Genomic DNA, 15,113 nt, shown 5'->3' on the forward strand with positions numbered 1-15,113 from the left:
CGCGGCGTGCTCCCGCCTACTCCTTTTTGACCAGAGATTCCGCAGCCATCCGGCAGGCGGCCTTCTGCACCACGTTGGGCTCAAACTTGGTGTGGCACCCCACGGACATCTGATGGCCCTTGTCCTCCCACATCATCCACGTCACCTGCGAACCGTCTCCAGGGCCCTCGGTATACGTCAGCCGCCCAGATTCCTCGACCGGATCACGGAGGGCGGGATCGGAGTCGATCTGTCCTTTAATCTCGGCGAAAAGGACGTCGACGGGAACGTTGAAGAGCGGATCGGCTGCCAAAAGGATGCGCAAATTGGGGTCTTCGCCGGCCGCAGTGACAAGCCCGTCCTCCACGCTGGTCCGGAATCCCTGCGGGAGTACCAGGGACATCCCTTCCACCTCGATGGCCTGCTGGCCAGGGCGCAGCTGCGTGCTGCCGGATCCCTCGGACTCCGCCTCCGTTGCGGCACCCCTAGGACGCTCATCCCCACCGGGTGCTGCAGCCGTACCCGGCGCGCCGGCAGCCACAGACGTATTCTCATCCACCTGTTCGGAAGTCGACGCCGCCACGGCCGCATCCTTGCGCCCCACCGCCCACCAGGACACCCCGGCGACGACAACCACCATGACCGCTATCGCGATGTAGAAGGGATCGATGCCTCCCAAAAGCGCCGTCCAACGGGATTGCGCTGCGCGATGGGAGCGCAAACGGCGAGTTGCCCGAGGCCGCTCAGCAGTTATCTCCTTCGCACCGTCATAGTCGTACTGTTGCTCCCCCACCGCCGAGTGGGAAGCAGCCTGTGATGCGCTGGCCGCAACCGGTGCCGGCGGCGGCGATGGTTCTGGCTCTAGGACCGTCGCACCGGCACCAGCGAGTTGCCGGCGCAGGATACTCACAGCTTCGACACTGACATCCGTTCCGGAAGGATCCGCCACCACCTCAACGGTGGCGTCCGGCCATTCCGCCCCGCAGACTTTTTCTGCTTGGTCAAGGACGGCCTCCAGCGCCCACCCCTCGGCGATTCCCGTGCCGGGCAGGTCATAGCGATAGATCGTTTCCGGGCCTTCATAAATCGTGGCGGCATCGAGCACCGTGACGATCAGCGTGGTCTCTGGCGCGGTTGTCGGGGTTCGCAGTGCGTGCGTCGCGGTCATTGGTTGTCTCCTTTGTTGCCTGTGGTCTGTGGTGAGTTGTGTGAACTATCGGCGCTCGGCACATACGCCTGCGCCAAGCCCTGAGATATGCCGCGCAGGACCCATTGGCCGCGGCCTGGCGGCAGCGCTGTTGGCTTGATGCCGAAGATGGTGCCTTCTTCGCGGTCGGCGTCGAGAAGCAGCAGCGCTGGCTGCAGGTCCCGCACCGCAGAGAGGAACTGTCCAAACATCGCGCGCCCGATGCCGCCGGCTTTGCGCGCGAGCACCAGGTGCAGCCCCACATCGCGGGCGTGTGGGAGGAGCTCGAGCAGGGGCGCCAGGGCAATGTCGCTGACCAGGTCGAGGTCGTCGATAACGAGGTAGATGTCCGGCCCCTCCCACCAGCTGCGCGCTGCGAGCTGGGCGGGGGTGACCTCGGGGCCGGGAAGGCGCTGTTCCAAGGTGCGCACGGTATCGAGGATGGCTTGGGTGGCCGCGCTTGCCGACGCCCCATACGCCGCCACCATTTCCTCATCCAACGTCCCCAAATGTGCACGGCGCTCATCGATGACCACGAGGCGGGCGGCTTCCCTGCCCAGGTGGCTAATTCCGGCCAGGATTACGCTGAGGAAGTTCGATTTGCCGGAGCCTTGGGAACCAATGCACACCAGGTGCGGCTGTGTGACTGGATCCCAACTAAGGACTTCGAGGTCCGGCCCGCCGATTCCCCAGGCCACCCCGTCCAGTGGCGAGCCGTCATCTGGCTCGGGCAACTCGGTGAGAAGGGCGGGCAGCATCTTCAGCGGTGGAACCGGTTCGGCACCAGCATGCACACCGCAGATGTGGGCGATGTCTTGCGGGGACGTTGCGGCAAACAGCAGGTTCTCCCCTGCCAGTGTGATTCCCCGTCCGGGCGTTGCCGGGAGCTTCTGCTGCGCCTTGCGGTCGATGAGTGAGTCCATTGCTTCGCCCAGCCGCAGCTCGATACGGGCCGCGATGAGATCCCGAATAGACGGCCGCAGGCTCGTCCACCGCGCTGCAGCGATCACGACGTGGACGCGGGCGGAGGCGCCGTCGGCCACCAGCTGGGTGATCGGCTCAGCAAGGTCCTCAAAATCCGCGCCGGAGGTGCCGATGTGGTGCCAGCCGTCCACGATGAGGAAGGTGTGGCGGGGCTCCGGGCGGCGCACGAGGCCGGCGACTTCATCAACGATGCGACGGATTTTCTCCGGCTCCTCACGGCCGGCCACCCCGGCCACGTGGGGCAGCCGGTCCAGCACCCGCAGCTGCCCGCCGCCCAGGTCAATGACATAGAAACGCACCTGGTCCGGCGAATGCCGCAGCGCCAGACCGGAGGCGATACTGCGCAACGCCATCGACTTACCCGACTGCGGTCCACCGCACAGCGCCAGGTGCCCGCCTCCTGCCTTAAAGTCCACGGTGAGCGGGTCTTGGCGCTGGTGGTAGGGGCGGTCAATAAGCCCCACCTCGGCGCGCAACTCTCCGCCCGCGCCGGGAGAATCTTCCCGCAAGGAGGCAACGCTGGACAGCTCCACCACGGGCGGCAGGGGAGGCAGCCAGATTCTTCGCGCCGACTGGCCACGCCGAGCAGCCTCATCCCGGGCGGCGGCCACAACGGTGTCCAGGAGCGTGCTCGAGGAATCTACGAGCTCTGCAAAGCCGAGTTCTTCTTCCACCGCGCGCTGCCCTGTGAAAAGCTCCACGCGCGCGGCGTGCCGCGCATTCATTTCAGAATCATCAGGCGCTACCCGGCGCGTGACCGGGCCAGACACATAGGAGGCGTGGAAGCGAGTGGGGGCATCGGCATCCGTCTTGAGGTAGCCGGCTCCCGGCTGGGCGGGGAGGTGATAGGCATCGACCACTCCGAGAACTTGGCGGGACTCCCCCGCGGAGAAGGTCTTCAATCCGATGCGGTAGGACAGGTGCGAATCCAATCCCCGCAAGCGCCCTTCCTCCAAGCGCTGGGAGGCCAGCAGCAGGTGCACATGGAGCGAGCGGCCAAGCCTTCCCACCGCGACGAAGAGCTCGGCGAAGTCCGGGTGCTGGCCTAAGAGCTCCGAGAACTCATCCACCACGATGACCAACGCCGGCAGAGGTCCGTGCTCGGCCACCGCAGCAGCCGAGGCATTGAACTCGCCCACGTTCGCAAAATTGCCCGCCTTGCGCAGCAGCTCCTGGCGGCGGTTCATCTCGCCGGAGATGGCATCATACATGCGCTCCACCAGGGTCGATTCTTCCTCCAGGTTGGTAATCACGGCGGAGGTATGCGGCAGCTCCTCACACCCTAGGAAGGTTGCGCCACCCTTGAAATCAACGAGCACGAGGTTGAGCTCCTCCGGGCTATGGGTGGCGGCCAGCGCTACGACAAGCGTTCGAAGTAATTCCGACTTTCCGCTGCCAGTAGCACCAATGCACAAACCATGCGGCCCCATCCCGCCCTGCGCGGACTCCTTCACATCAAGCATCAGCGCGTGCCCGGACTCGTCCACGCCGATGGGCACGCGCAGCCGCTCAGCCGGGCTACGTCCCTGCCACATGCCGGAGGCCTGAAGCGCATCCACGTCCCGATAGCCCAGCAAGGTCGGCAGGTCCGCATCGCGACCGTGCCGGGGCGCTGCCGCAGCATCACTGCCAAAGGGGCGGTGATAGGGCGCAAGCGTACGGGCGCGCAGGAGGGCCGTGGAATCGTCGACAAGCGCACAGCGTCCCAGCTCCTCCTCCCCCGCGGCAGTAACCACGGAGAGCGCGCCCTCCGCCCGCAGGTAGATGCCTTCTTCCTCAGCGCGGCGCCCGAGCGGCGAATGAGGTGTTACGCCCACGGCGATGGTGGTTGTGGGGGCATCCTCCAGCTCGTCACTGCGCGGCACGGCAACGCCGCTTGCCTGGTCCTCCTCAACAACGCGGATGCGGAACTGGGCTTGGCCCGGATCCCTAACGTGTGGCAGCCACTTCAGCCAGTTCCACTCCTCACCGTGGTACTCAATGCCCACGGTTTCCGGACCGTGCAGCACGGCCAGGTGTAGCAGCAGCGCGCGGGCAACCCCGGCCGCATCCTCGCCGGCCAGGCCAACGATGGGAAAGGCTTGCAGTTGGATGACCACCGGCATGTCCGCCAGCGTTCCCACCGCGCGCACGGTCTGGCGCAAGCTCACCGCGCACACCGGATCGAGGTCCTCCGCCGCGCCCGAATCCGGCACGTTAATGGGCGTGCACAGGGCCATCGGCCCCGTCCCCACCCGCACCTCCAAGGCGTCCGGGGCATCCGCGTCCCGTTCCCACAGGCGCGTTGTCGGAATCAATGCGCCAAGCTGCTCAGGGTCAGGGTTGCGGTGTTCTTCATGCGCGCGTTGCGCCGCCCCGCGCTCCAGCGCTTCCTCCCGCAGCGCCTTGAGGTGGCGCAGGTAGGTCCGGCGGGTCTCATCCGGATCCTGCCCGCCTCCCTGCGGGTTAAACATCATGGCCATACTGGCCAGCATCATGAGCGGAAACATGAGGCTCATGGGGCTCATCCGGCGGGCGTCCCCCGCCCCGAGAACCATGAGCGCCACCATGCCCAGCATGGCCGCGATCATGACCAGCGGCATAAGTAGGCGAACCAGTGGCACGGGTTGAGCGCGAGCCGCCTCCGGCACGGCCTCGGCGTTGATGCTGCCCTGCGGCAACGGCGGTGCCGGCTCCCGATAGGCCGGCTGCCCAGTGTCCACGACGCGTGTGGGTACGCGCATGTCAAAGTCCTTCCCCCCGAAGTACTCCACCGCCTCCTGAAGCGGTGGACAGCGTGCCACTAGTAAGCCACAATGTGAGGCAATGGGCAAGGGGTTGCCCAGAAATTTTTCTCGGGGGAGGTACATTCCATGACTCGCGCACTCGCGCATTCTGTCCACGTCACCGTCCGTATCCACGCAGGTCATACCCGCAAAGAGGCGGACATATCCTTGCCGCTTTCTTCCAGCCTCGGGGAGGTGCTGGGGGAACTGCTCGTGCTTGTCGACGTCCCACCGGCCCCCATCCTGTGGCGCGCTACCACCGCGGCGGGCAAGACCATTTCGATGACCGCACCACTGGACCGCACCAGCGTGGAAGACGGTTCCGTCCTCGTGCTCAGCCCCGATGAGCCATCGCCGGCGCCGATTGTGCGCGATGCCGCGGAGGCGCTCGCTGCCGACGTCTCTGCAGCGCAGTTTTCCGGCCTGGCCGGGTTCTGGGGCGCAGCGGGGCTCATCGCCGTCGGCGCGTTGCTCGCCGCTGCGCTGTCTCCCGCGGTTGGCTGCACCGCCGCTGCGATAATCGGCCTCGTGCTCGCGGCGTGGACCCGGCGCGGCTCCCTGCTCGCGGCCTCCCACGTGGCTGCCGGGCTGGCGGGGGCGCTGGCCACTGGGGTGCCCTTCTTTGCTGGCCCATCCGGAACCGCGATTCCGGCCGCGCCACTCGTGGCTGCGGCGGCGGCCGTGGGTACCGTGGCGGTGCTCTCCCATCTGGTGCGCATCGGCGGAATACGTGCTCGGGCAAGTGCCGCGACGTGGTGCCTGCTCGTGCTCATCGGCCTGCTTGGCCCCGCCCCGCTGCTTGCCGCCACCGTGGCCCTGCTCGCAGGCGCTCCCCTGTTCACCACACGGCTCGCTGGCCTCCGGGTGCCACAACTTCCCACCGCCGGACAAGACCTGAGCATCTCCGATGAGGACCCTACGGATAACTCGCTCAAAGCCCGGCGCGCCGGGCAGGCCTACGAGGGAATCGCAGTGGGCTGCGCGCTGGCGGGCGTTCCTTCCCTTCTCCTCGTCGCGCTCAACGCTCACGAGGGCGCAACCGTCATTGTTTCCCAAGCCCTGTGCCTGAGTGTCGCGGGCGGTGTCATCGTGCATGCGGCACGCCACGCCCGGCCCGTCGCTGCGTGGGCGCTGGGAATCTATGGCCTTGCTGCTGCGTGTGCCGCGGTGGCCGTACCTCTACGCGAGTGGCAGCTGCTTTCCGCCCCAACGACGGGAACGTGGGTTCTTAGCGTCGTGGCGGGTCTAGTCATCGCGGCCATGCTGTCCGTGCCTGTGTGGGCAGGCAAGCTACGGCAGATTGAGCCGACCACTATCGTGTGGTTCGAGCGCGCCGAGGCTCTCGCCCTGGCCGCGTGCCTGCCGCTGGCCGCGCACGTGGCGGGGCTCTTCGAGCTCATTCGGGGGTTGGGATCATGAATACGCTGACCCAAATAGGCGCTGTCGGCGCTGCGCTTGGTGTTTGCCTGGCTTGGGGTACCAGTGCTCTGTGTGCGCCCGTAGCCGTCGCCCGCGAACCGGATACCGCCTGCGCGAAGGCCACGCTCGCCACGGCAAGGCCACAGCCTTCCGCGCAGTACTCGGAGTACCGGGCACGGCTGCATTCTTTTGCCACGGGTGCTGGGGTGAAGGTCGCGGTCATCGATACCGGGGTGGCCGCCCACCCACAACTACGGGTGACGCCAGGAGCAGACTTCGTGACCCCGGAGGAGCCTGACCCGCTGCGGGACTGCGACCTGCACGGGACGGTGGTGGCCGGCGTCATCGCTGGCAAGGATCTCGGCGTGGCCCCGGATGCGGAAATCTACTCCATCCGGCAGACCAGCTCGCACTACCGGACCCCAGCGCCGGACAACGGTGAGGCGGACCGCGCCGGGGCCGGCACGCTGGCCAGCCTGGCTGCCGCCATCGAAGACGCCGTCAGCGCGGGTGCTCAGGTCATCAACGTCTCCGTGGTGTCGTGCGTTCCACCGGAGGCCGCCACGCGGGTCGATCGTTCCGCCTTGGACGCGGCGCTGCAGCGCGCGGAAGGGGCTGGGGTGGTGGTTGTGGCGGCGTCGGGAAACGCGACGGCCGGCGGCTGTGAAAAGGATGACGTGGTCTTTCCCGCGGAAGCCGAAACCGTCCTCGCGGTTGGTGCTCTGGCCACGCCGCACGACCTCGCGGAGTATTCCATCACGGCACCGCTCAGCGCGGAAGGCAGCGTTCCCCTCGCGCTGGAGCCCGGCGGCGGATGGGCCACGGGAAAGGAGGACACCGTCTTTCAGGGAACGTCCTTTGCAGCTCCCCTGGTCAGTGGCACGATCGCATTGTTGGCGCAGCGCTACCCTGGGGACTCCCCAGCACAGCTGCGCCAGCGCATCATTGACTCAGCAGAGCCCGGGCATGGGGTGGTTGATCCTCTCACAGCAGTGACCTATCGGCCCGCGAGCGAATCCCGTGAGGAGCGTGCCGTCGCGGTGAGGCCGCAGACGGCGCCACCAGCCAAGGGCTGGCCGATTGTTCGCCTTCTCCTCGGCGCCGTGGCCTTCCTCGCCCTCGTAGCCACCCTCAGTGCTCAGACTCTAAGGCCTCCGCGCGGCTCAAAGCAGAGCCTTCCGGCAGCAGCCGCAGGATCTCCCACGGCACCCGCTCCGGTTCCCCCACACCCAGTGCTTTAAGCTCCGCAGTGCCAGCCACCTCGTGGCGCCTTCCGGTGACGGAGACCACGTGGTAGCCGTGCCCGCTGTCCACGCCCACGCCGGCCTGGAGGCCGGCGAAACGCTGCGCGGCCGAGTCCCCCGGCAAGTCCACCGTGGCCGCCACCGGCCGCATGGTTCCGGCGCCTTGCTCGTGAGTTGCGCACAACCAGCCTTGCTCAGGGGACAGGAAGTCCACACGGGTGGTGGGGAGGTTGAAGGACGGTGGGACGTCCCCCAGCGCGGCCACCTCCTGCGCCTGCGCAGGCAAACGCTGTGCGCCCAGGCCGACCAGCATTTCCGCCTGTGTGGGGGTGATGGAGAAAACACCCTGCTCCGTGCGCGCCCAGAGCTGCTCACCAGTATCCAGAATCTCCGGCGGGGCGGCCGGAAAGCTCAGCGGCTCCAGTTCGGCAAATGTGTTGAGCAGCTCCGCGGGCATGGCCCACACGGCGGTCTCCGCGGTCATCCCCAGCGCGCGCCGCAGAACCCGGCCTTGTGTGCTCGTAGCCTCGGGCAGCACGACGCGCCCCTGGCCGGTGAGCAGCCACTGCGTGCCCTCAGTTTCCACTACGGCGGCGTGCTCTTCATCGAACCTGGGAACAGCGCGGTGCGCAACCACGGTCACGGTGCCAACGCGGCTGCTGGATTGCCAGTTCGCGCCCTGTGTTGATTCTTCCAAGCAGGCCGACCATCCTGGTTCCTGCCCAGTTGCGCTTGCAAGAAGGTTGGGGGCGTCTGCAATCCCCAGCGGGGTGCCCAGGCTCATCTCTTCTAAGAAGCTATCCCCTGCCACATGCGGTTCGACCGGCTCGTTGGCAATGAGTCTGGCCGAAGCCAAGTTAGCCACTGGATGATAAGTGCCGTTGACCAGCGCTAAGAGCTGCCCTTCGGAGGAACGCACGACGGGCGCATCGCCGGGTTGCGGGTCCGGCTGCATCCAGGCGATAAGCCCCGAGCCAAGACTCAAGAAGGCTACTGCGGCTACCCCGCCCAGCAGGGCGCGTTGGCGCCTTTTCAATGGATCATGAATCATACGGATATCCCCGAACACGAGTCCGTGCTCGAGGCGGCGCAGTAGAAACTTGTGGCCCGATACCTGGGCCTTGGTAGTTGGCAACGCGCGTGCCATGAGAATCCTCCCCCGAATCGCAGCGCCACCCTCCCACGGCGCAGTGGGTTCTAGATTAACCCAACTCGGTGTCCTCCGCAGCGCGACGACCACGGGTCATCTCCGCCCGCGCGGCCAACTGGTCCGCATCGGGGTAATCCACGCCCACCAGGCTCAAACCTTGAGCATCAGCAAGCGGGATCTCGGAGGACCGGCTTTCTTCCCGCAGCATATGGGCGGCGAAGTCAACTCCGCGCGAGCCCTCCCCCACCCGCAAACAGCAGCCCACCAACGAGCGCACCATGGACCAGCAAAAGGCATCCGCGGTTACGTGCGCCTCGTAGAGCTGCGGCTCCGCGGGCGTCGACACGTCCTTCCACTCAAAGGCAAGGAGCTCGCGAATGGTCGTGGCGTGCGGCTTCGCCTTGCAGAAAGCCACGAAGTCATTGAGCCCCACCAGCTGATCGGCCGCGGCCTGCATTAGCTCCAGGTCCACTGGCTTGAACCACGTCGCGGTATCGCGTGCGCGAGTCGGAAGTGCACCGCGCGGATGGGTGGTGATGCGGTAGACGTAGCGGCGGCGTAAGGCGGAAAAGCGCGCGTCGAAATCTGCGGGGACTTCGGTGCAGGCGTGGACGCGGACGTCGGCAGGCAGCAACTTGGCCAAGCGTTTCACCAGCTTGGAGGGGTCGCCGTCGATGCTGCGCTGTCCCAGCGCCGACCGCGTGGTATCTAAGTGCGCCACCTGACCGCTGGCATGCACTCCGGCATCGGTGCGCCCAGCCACGGTGAGCTCCACTGGGTGGCGCAGCACCATGCTCAGCTTCTCCTCAACGGTCTGCTGAACAGTGCGCAGGCCGCCCTTCTGCTTGGCCCACCCGTGGAAGTCGGTGCCGTCGTAGGCCAAGTCTAGGCGAAGGCGAACGTTAGTCATGGATGCTGATTCTACCTAGTCGTTGGCATTCCACTCGCGATTGAGTTCCCAATCCTGGGCCGCGTGCTGGCGCTTCGCGCTCTTGCTCACGCCCAGCTTGCTCAAAGCGGCATAGCCAGCCCGCTTGGGGTGCTTTAGATTCTTCTTGGCCTGGCCGGCTTTGCGCTTGGCCTTGCGGGCGCCATCCCGAACAATGCGGGCAGACAAGCGCAGGCGCGGGTCCATGGGTTGTTCGGCTCCCCGGTATTCAAACACCGGCAGCGACCATCCAAAGTAGATCGCAGCCACGCGCAGCGCCAGCGCTAGGCATACCGTCACGACGCCAGCGACCTCATCGCTGAGCCCCAGCTCCATCAATCCCGCATAAGAAAAGGCTGCAAGAACAGAAATGGAGGCGTACAGCTCGGCGGACAAGACCAGCGGGATACGGTCGGACAACAAGTCACGCAAAATACCGCCAAAGACACCGGTCAGCACCGCAGCCACGGCAGCGATAACCAACCCATGGCCATGTTCCAAGGCCTTCTGAGCACCAAGGACACTGAATACCGCAAGGCCCAGGGCGTCGAGAAGCAAGAATACATGCCGGAAATAGTGCATTAGGAAGGACATATAAACCGTGGCGACGGCGGCGGCCACCACGGCCAAGAGGAAGCGCGGTTCCGCCACCCACGTCAACGGGTAGGCGCCCAGCACCATGTCGCGGATCGTGCCGCCGCCCAATGCGGTGACTGCGCCCAACATGATGACGCCAAACAGATCCATCTTTTGCCGGCCAGCGGACAGCGCAGCGGTCATCGCCTCGGAGACGATGCCGATTACGTACAGCACAGTAAACAGCGGGGTCATAGAGTATACGTTCTGGTCGGGGTTATATAGCCCAGAAAGCATAACAAAAGGCCGCAGCCCCACCTAAGGTGGTACTGCGGCCTAGTTAAGGCGAGAGAAGTTTACTTCTCCTCGGACTCCTCAGCAGCGGTCTCCTCGACCTCTGCCTCGGTTGCCTCTGCCTTTGCTTCCTCAGCGGATTCAGCCTCAGCCTCTTCGGCCTTAGCTTCCTCGGCCTGCTTGGAAGCAGCAGCGCGGGTAGCGCGGTTAGCCTCGGAGGTCACGGTCTCCTCGAGAACGAGGGAGATCTGGGACATCGGGGCGTTATCGCCGGAGCGGTTCTCCAGCTTGATGATGCGGGTGTAGCCACCCTCACGGTTCTCGAACTTCGGTGCCAGCTCATCAAAGAGGTAGGCAACGACATCCTTGTGCGGGATGAGCTTGAGAACTGCGCGACGGTCAGCAACGGTGCCGGCCTTCGCCTTGGTGATGATCTTCTCGGCGTAAGGACGAAGCAGCTTCGCCTTAGCGTCGGTGGTCTTGATTGCGCCGTGCTCGATCAGGCTCGCAGCCATGTTGCTCAGCAGGTGCTTCTGCTGGCTGGCGGAGCCGCCGAGACGCGGACCCTTCTTGGGGGTAGGCATTGTGTACTCCTCGTGTGCGGATTAAGTGAGCGCGCGACGGGGCGCACAAGTCGCGCCGTCACGATTCAGTGGAATTCTTTACTCGGAATCGTCGGAAGCCGGGTCCTTGAAGTCGCCGGTTTCTGCGTCGTAGCCTTCGAGCTGGGTCGGGTCGAAGTCCTCAGGGGTGTCCTTGAGAGCCAGGCCCAGGTTAGCCAGCTTGATCTTTACCTCATTGATCGACTTCTGACCGAAGTTGCGGATATCCAGCAGGTCCGATTCGGTGCACTCTGCGAGTTCACCAACGGTGTGGATTTCCTGACGCTTCAGGCAGTTGTAGGAGCGGACGGAGAAGTTCAGATCCTCGATCGGCATGCTGTAGGCGGCGATGTACTCCGTCTCCTGCGGGGACGGGCCAATCTCAATGCCCTCAGCAGCGGTGTTCAGCTCGCGGGCCAGGCCGAAGAGCTCGACCAGGGTGCCACCGGCGGAAGCCAGGGCGTCGCGTGCGGAAATCGAGTTCTTGGTCTCGACGTCGATGATCAGCTTGTCAAAGTCGGTGCGCTGCTCAACACGAGTAGCTTCGACCTTGTAGGAGACCTTCAGCACCGGGGAGTAGATCTGGTCGACCGGAATGCGGCCGATTTCCCCGGAGGTGGAGGCAGCCGGGACGTAGCCACGACCGCGCTCGACGACGAGTTCCATCTCCAGCTTGGCGGAATCATTCAGCGATGCGATGTGCAGATCCGAGTTGTGGATCTCCACGCCAGCCGGCGGCTGGATATCGCCTGCAGTTACCTCACCCGGGCCTTCCTTGCTCAGGTACATAACCACCGGCTCGTCAGAGTCGGAGGACAGAACCAGACCCTTGATGTTCAGGATGATTTCGGAAACGTCTTCCTTCACGCCGTTGATGGTGGTGAACTCGTGGAGCACACCATCAATCTTGATGGAGGTTACTGCCGCGCCCGGGATGGACGAGAGCAGCGTGCGACGAAGCGAGTTACCGAGGGTGTAACCAAAACCCGGCTCGAGCGGTTCGATGACGAACTTGGAGCGAGACGAGTCAATGAATTCCTCGGTGAGCTGAGGACGCTGGGAAATAAGCATGGAGTTTCTCCTTGTCGGCGCCCGCTATATGACGCCGGTAGAAGGGGTAAAGATGAAAATGTCGAAGGATTACTTCGAGTAAAGCTCGACGATGAGCTGCTCCTGCAGCGGAACGTCGATCTGAGCGCGCTCGGGCAGCTGGTGCACGAGGATGCGCAGGGTGTCCGGAACGACCTGCAGCCACGCCGGAACGTTGGCGTCTACCAGGCGGTCCTGAGCCTCTTCGAACCATTCCATCTTCTGGGAACGCTCACGAACATCGATGATGTCATACTGCGTAACGCGGAAGGACGGAACGTTGATCTTCTTGCCGTTCACGGTGAAGTGACCGTGGGAGACAAGCTGGCGAGCCTGGCGGCGGGTGTTGGCCAGACCAGCGCGGTAGATCACGTTGTCGAGACGGGACTCGAGCAGAACGACGAGGTTGTCACCGGTCTTGCCCGGGAGACGGTTAGCCTCGGCGTAGTAGCGGCGGAACTGACGCTCCAGCACACCGTAGGTGTACTTTGCCTTCTGCTTCTCCTGGAGCTGCAGCAGGTACTCAGATTCCTTGATGCGGTTGCGGCCAGCCTGTCCCGGTGGGTACGGGCGGCGCTCAAATGCCATGTCGCCGCCGACCAGGTCGACGCGCAGACGGCGGGATACGCGGGTAGCGGGGCCAGTATAACGAGCCATTTTCTTACCTCTTCCTTTCCCTTAAACCTTGCGGCGCTTGGTCGGACGGCAGCCGTTGTGCGGCTGTGGGGTGGCATCCGTGATCGAGGAAACCTCGAGGCCTGCAGCCTGCAGGGAACGGATGGCGGTCTCGCGGCCGGAGCCCGGACCCTTGACGAAAACGTCAACCTTCTTCATACCGTGGTCCATGGCCTTGCGGGCCGCGTTCTCAGCAGCCATCTGCGCTGCGAACGGGGTGGACTTACGGGAACCCTTGAAGCCAACGTGGCCGGAGGATGCCCAGGAGATGACAGCACCGTGCGGGTCCGTGATGGACACGATGGTGTTGTTGAAGGTGGACTTGATGTATGCGTGGCCAGCGGCCACGTTCTTCTTTACGACGCGACGACCACCACGGCGCGCGCCGGAACGAGTCTTAGGTGGCATGTGTTACTTCTTCTTTCCTGCGATCGTCTTCTTCGGACCCTTGCGCGTACGAGCGTTGGTCTTGGTGCGCTGACCACGAACAGGCAGTCCACGACGGTGGCGGATGCCCTGGTAGCAACCGATTTCAATCTTGCGACGGATGTCAGCCTGAACCTGGCGGCGGAGGTCACCCTCGACCTTCCAGGTAGCTTCGATGACGTCACGCAGCGCCGACAGCTGATCGTCGTCGAGGTTGTCGGTGCGCAGGTCAGGAGAAATGCCGGTCTTTTCCAGCAGCTCCTTGGCACGGGCAGGCCCGATGCCGTAGATGTAGGTGAGAGCAACCTCCATGCGCTTGTTGCGCGGGAGGTCAACACCAGCTAGACGTGCCATATGGCTAGTCCTTTCGGGTTGTTACGATGGTTTTCTCCTCATCCGTCCCCCGCCACGCATACGCTTCGCCCCGGGCCGTGCCGGGGAACTGTGGGCATGCTTAGCAGCGTGGGCTCAGGCCATCGCAGCCTGAGGTAGAAAGGGACGCACCAAGTGCGTCCCGTGGGTGAGGAGGCTTACTGTCTTTACTTGTAGCGGTAGACGATGCGTCCGCGGGTTAGGTCATAAGGAGACAGCTCCACGACAACGCGATCCTCCGGGAGGATGCGGATGTAGTGCTGACGCATCTTGCCCGAAATGTGGGCAAGTACCTTATGCCCGTTGTCGAGCTCGACGCGGAACATTGCGTTGGGCAGGGGTTCGACGATGCGACCCTCAACCTCGATTGCGCCTTCCTTAGCCATAACCTCTACTTTTCTGGTGGGGTTCTTCGCGCCGCGCTTGACGACGCCCCCACCTGCATGTTTGGTGTCTACTGCCTGGTGTCCTCCACAACCACTTTGGCTGCGTACAGACACCAGCTCTAAAGCATACGCTGCGGATACGCGTTTTCCAAATATAAAACCTCCCATCGCCCAAAGGCGCGGGAGGTATGCGAGAGAGTCGGCTACTAGCCGCTGCGGTTCTAGTAGATGAAGACCTTGGAACCCATCGGCACATCATTCCAGTAGCGCACAGCATCCTGGTGGGTCAGGCGTACGCAGCCATTGGACTGGTATGCCGGGGAGCCCTCATGGAAAGCATGGCCGTTATTGGTGAAGTACATGGCGTAGGGCATCGGAGCGTTGCCAAACTCCCAAGAAATCTCGTCTTTGATCTTGCGGTTGATGTAGAACGTACCGGCCGGGGTCTCCTGGCCCGGCATACCGGTGGACATGCCCTGAGCAACATAGGTCACGTTGCCGTTGCCATCCTGCAGCCACGAGCGGCGGCCATCACGATCCACGCAGATACGGGCATCCGCGGGGCACGGGCCAACATCGAAGCGCTGAGCCTGGCGCTCAGCCTCGGCCTTGCGGGCAGCCTCCTCAGCGGCAGCCTTCTCGCGTGCAACCTGCTCAGCGTGAGCGCGCTCTGCAGCTTCGCGAGCCGCACGAATCTCGGCGTTCTTCTGCTCAATGAGGCCCGGGAAGACCAGTTCAATGGCACCGTCGATGACGGGACGCAGGGCATCAGCGGCCTGCGGGTTAACGTTCTGCAGCGTCTCCAGCATCTGGTTGCGGCTGTTCCACGCGTTCTCACGGGTCTGGCCGGCGAACTCATCAATCTGAGACTGAACGTCGGAGGACAGGGAATCAATCGAAGGGACCGTCTGTGCGTTTGCGGCGGGGGCAACCGAGAGAGTGGCGGCTACCAGGCCAATTGCGGTGGCACGGCGTAGGGAACGAGCGCTAACAAAGGAGCGAATCTTAGACATGTGGAGAAGTATAAACCTTCCTCCA

14 protein-coding genes are annotated in these 15,113 nt (G+C 64.3%); 2 read left to right on the forward strand and 12 right to left on the reverse strand.

Going from position 1 to position 15,113, the window contains the following annotated elements:
* Positions 1 to 16 precede the first annotated feature (16 nt).
* Complete coding sequence (locus QP999_RS01460) at positions 17 to 1,147, reverse strand: type VII secretion-associated protein (protein ID WP_284847512.1); 1,131 nt, start codon at positions 1,145 to 1,147, stop codon at positions 17 to 19.
* A complete protein-coding gene (gene eccCa / locus QP999_RS01465; protein WP_284847513.1) occupies positions 1,144 to 4,872 on the reverse strand; it encodes a type VII secretion protein EccCa in 3,729 nt (1,242 codons plus the stop codon). Before eccCa ends, QP999_RS01460 begins: the two co-directional genes overlap by 4 nt.
* Positions 4,873 to 5,001: 129 nt before the next feature.
* Here eccCa and eccD point away from each other — a divergent pair, with 129 nt between their 5' ends.
* A complete protein-coding gene (eccD, locus tag QP999_RS01470; protein WP_284847514.1) occupies positions 5,002 to 6,333 on the forward strand; it encodes a type VII secretion integral membrane protein EccD in 1,332 nt (443 codons plus the stop codon).
* Positions 6,330 to 7,574, forward strand: a complete 1,245-nt coding sequence (locus QP999_RS01475; RefSeq protein WP_284847516.1) for a S8 family serine peptidase — start codon at positions 6,330 to 6,332, stop codon at positions 7,572 to 7,574. Before eccD ends, QP999_RS01475 begins: the two co-directional genes overlap by 4 nt.
* On the opposite strand, the gene eccB is transcribed toward QP999_RS01475, so the two are convergent.
* The 10 genes from eccB to QP999_RS01525 all read right to left on the reverse strand — a co-directional run bounded on the left by eccB (position 7,465) and on the right by QP999_RS01525 (position 15,088).
* Positions 7,465 to 8,724: a type VII secretion protein EccB gene (gene eccB, locus QP999_RS01480; protein ID WP_284847518.1), complete on the reverse strand. Its 1,260-nt coding sequence runs from the start codon at positions 8,722 to 8,724 to the stop codon at positions 7,465 to 7,467. The two genes, QP999_RS01475 and eccB, sit on opposite strands and share 110 nt — an antisense overlap.
* A 55-nt stretch (positions 8,725 to 8,779) precedes the next feature.
* A complete protein-coding gene (gene truA / locus QP999_RS01485) occupies positions 8,780 to 9,637 on the reverse strand; it encodes a tRNA pseudouridine(38-40) synthase TruA (protein ID WP_269948418.1) in 858 nt (285 codons plus the stop codon).
* 15 nt (positions 9,638 to 9,652) lie between these two features.
* Complete coding sequence (locus QP999_RS01490) at positions 9,653 to 10,486, reverse strand: trimeric intracellular cation channel family protein (RefSeq protein WP_039674330.1); 834 nt, start codon at positions 10,484 to 10,486, stop codon at positions 9,653 to 9,655.
* Positions 10,487 to 10,587: 101 nt separating this feature from the next.
* Positions 10,588 to 11,109 (reverse strand): 50S ribosomal protein L17, encoded by a 522-nt coding sequence (gene rplQ, locus QP999_RS01495; protein ID WP_070530786.1) that lies wholly within the window; start codon positions 11,107 to 11,109, stop codon positions 10,588 to 10,590.
* A gap of 78 nt (positions 11,110 to 11,187) precedes the next feature.
* A complete protein-coding gene (locus QP999_RS01500) occupies positions 11,188 to 12,198 on the reverse strand; it encodes a DNA-directed RNA polymerase subunit alpha (RefSeq protein ID WP_070521667.1) in 1,011 nt (336 codons plus the stop codon).
* Positions 12,199 to 12,267: 69 nt separating this feature from the next.
* Positions 12,268 to 12,873 (reverse strand): 30S ribosomal protein S4, encoded by a 606-nt coding sequence (gene rpsD / locus QP999_RS01505; protein WP_010189536.1) that lies wholly within the window; start codon positions 12,871 to 12,873, stop codon positions 12,268 to 12,270.
* Positions 12,874 to 12,894: 21 nt separating this feature from the next.
* Positions 12,895 to 13,299, reverse strand: coding sequence for a 30S ribosomal protein S11 (gene rpsK, locus QP999_RS01510; RefSeq protein WP_010189540.1), 405 nt, complete (start codon positions 13,297 to 13,299; stop codon positions 12,895 to 12,897).
* 3 nt (positions 13,300 to 13,302) lie between these two features.
* The gene (gene rpsM / locus QP999_RS01515) at positions 13,303 to 13,671 is read right to left on the reverse strand and encodes a 30S ribosomal protein S13 (RefSeq protein ID WP_010189542.1); all 369 of its coding nucleotides are present in this window, start codon (positions 13,669 to 13,671) and stop codon (positions 13,303 to 13,305) included.
* A gap of 185 nt (positions 13,672 to 13,856) precedes the next feature.
* Positions 13,857 to 14,075 carry a translation initiation factor IF-1 gene (gene infA, locus QP999_RS01520; RefSeq protein ID WP_003854422.1) on the reverse strand — a complete coding sequence of 73 codons (219 nt, stop codon included), beginning with the start codon at positions 14,073 to 14,075 and terminating at the stop codon, positions 13,857 to 13,859.
* A gap of 221 nt (positions 14,076 to 14,296) precedes the next feature.
* The gene (locus tag QP999_RS01525) at positions 14,297 to 15,088 is read right to left on the reverse strand and encodes a L,D-transpeptidase (protein ID WP_070683944.1); all 792 of its coding nucleotides are present in this window, start codon (positions 15,086 to 15,088) and stop codon (positions 14,297 to 14,299) included.
* Positions 15,089 to 15,113 lie beyond the last annotated feature (25 nt).

It is taken from the genome of Corynebacterium sp. MSK004 (assembly GCF_030232515.1).
Classification (GTDB): domain Bacteria; phylum Actinomycetota; class Actinomycetes; order Mycobacteriales; family Mycobacteriaceae; genus Corynebacterium; species Corynebacterium hesseae.

Excerpts from the sequence above, each read along its gene's own strand:
- truA (WP_269948418.1), bottom strand. The coding sequence starts at position 9,637 with ATGACTAACGTTCGCCTTCGCCTAGACTTGGCCTACGACGGCACCGAC.
- rpsK (WP_010189540.1), bottom strand. The coding sequence starts at position 13,299 with ATGCCACCTAAGACTCGTTCCGGCGCGCGCCGTGGTGGTCGTCGCGTC.
- rplQ (WP_070530786.1), bottom strand. The coding sequence starts at position 11,109 with ATGCCTACCCCCAAGAAGGGTCCGCGTCTCGGCGGCTCCGCCAGCCAG.
- eccCa (WP_284847513.1), bottom strand. The coding sequence starts at position 4,872 with ATGCGCGTACCCACACGCGTCGTGGACACTGGGCAGCCGGCCTATCGG.
- QP999_RS01490 (WP_039674330.1), bottom strand. The coding sequence starts at position 10,486 with ATGACCCCGCTGTTTACTGTGCTGTACGTAATCGGCATCGTCTCCGAG.
- rpsM (WP_010189542.1), bottom strand. The coding sequence starts at position 13,671 with ATGGCACGTCTAGCTGGTGTTGACCTCCCGCGCAACAAGCGCATGGAG.
- infA (WP_003854422.1), bottom strand. The coding sequence starts at position 14,075 with ATGGCTAAGGAAGGCGCAATCGAGGTTGAGGGTCGCATCGTCGAACCC.
- rpsD (WP_010189536.1), bottom strand. The coding sequence starts at position 12,873 with ATGGCTCGTTATACTGGCCCCGCTACCCGCGTATCCCGCCGTCTGCGC.
- QP999_RS01475 (WP_284847516.1), top strand. The coding sequence starts at position 6,330 with ATGAATACGCTGACCCAAATAGGCGCTGTCGGCGCTGCGCTTGGTGTT.
- QP999_RS01500 (WP_070521667.1), bottom strand. The coding sequence starts at position 12,198 with ATGCTTATTTCCCAGCGTCCTCAGCTCACCGAGGAATTCATTGACTCG.
- QP999_RS01460 (WP_284847512.1), bottom strand. The coding sequence starts at position 1,147 with ATGACCGCGACGCACGCACTGCGAACCCCGACAACCGCGCCAGAGACC.
- QP999_RS01525 (WP_070683944.1), bottom strand. The coding sequence starts at position 15,088 with ATGTCTAAGATTCGCTCCTTTGTTAGCGCTCGTTCCCTACGCCGTGCC.
- eccB (WP_284847518.1), bottom strand. The coding sequence starts at position 8,724 with ATGGCACGCGCGTTGCCAACTACCAAGGCCCAGGTATCGGGCCACAAG.
- eccD (WP_284847514.1), top strand. The coding sequence starts at position 5,002 with ATGACTCGCGCACTCGCGCATTCTGTCCACGTCACCGTCCGTATCCAC.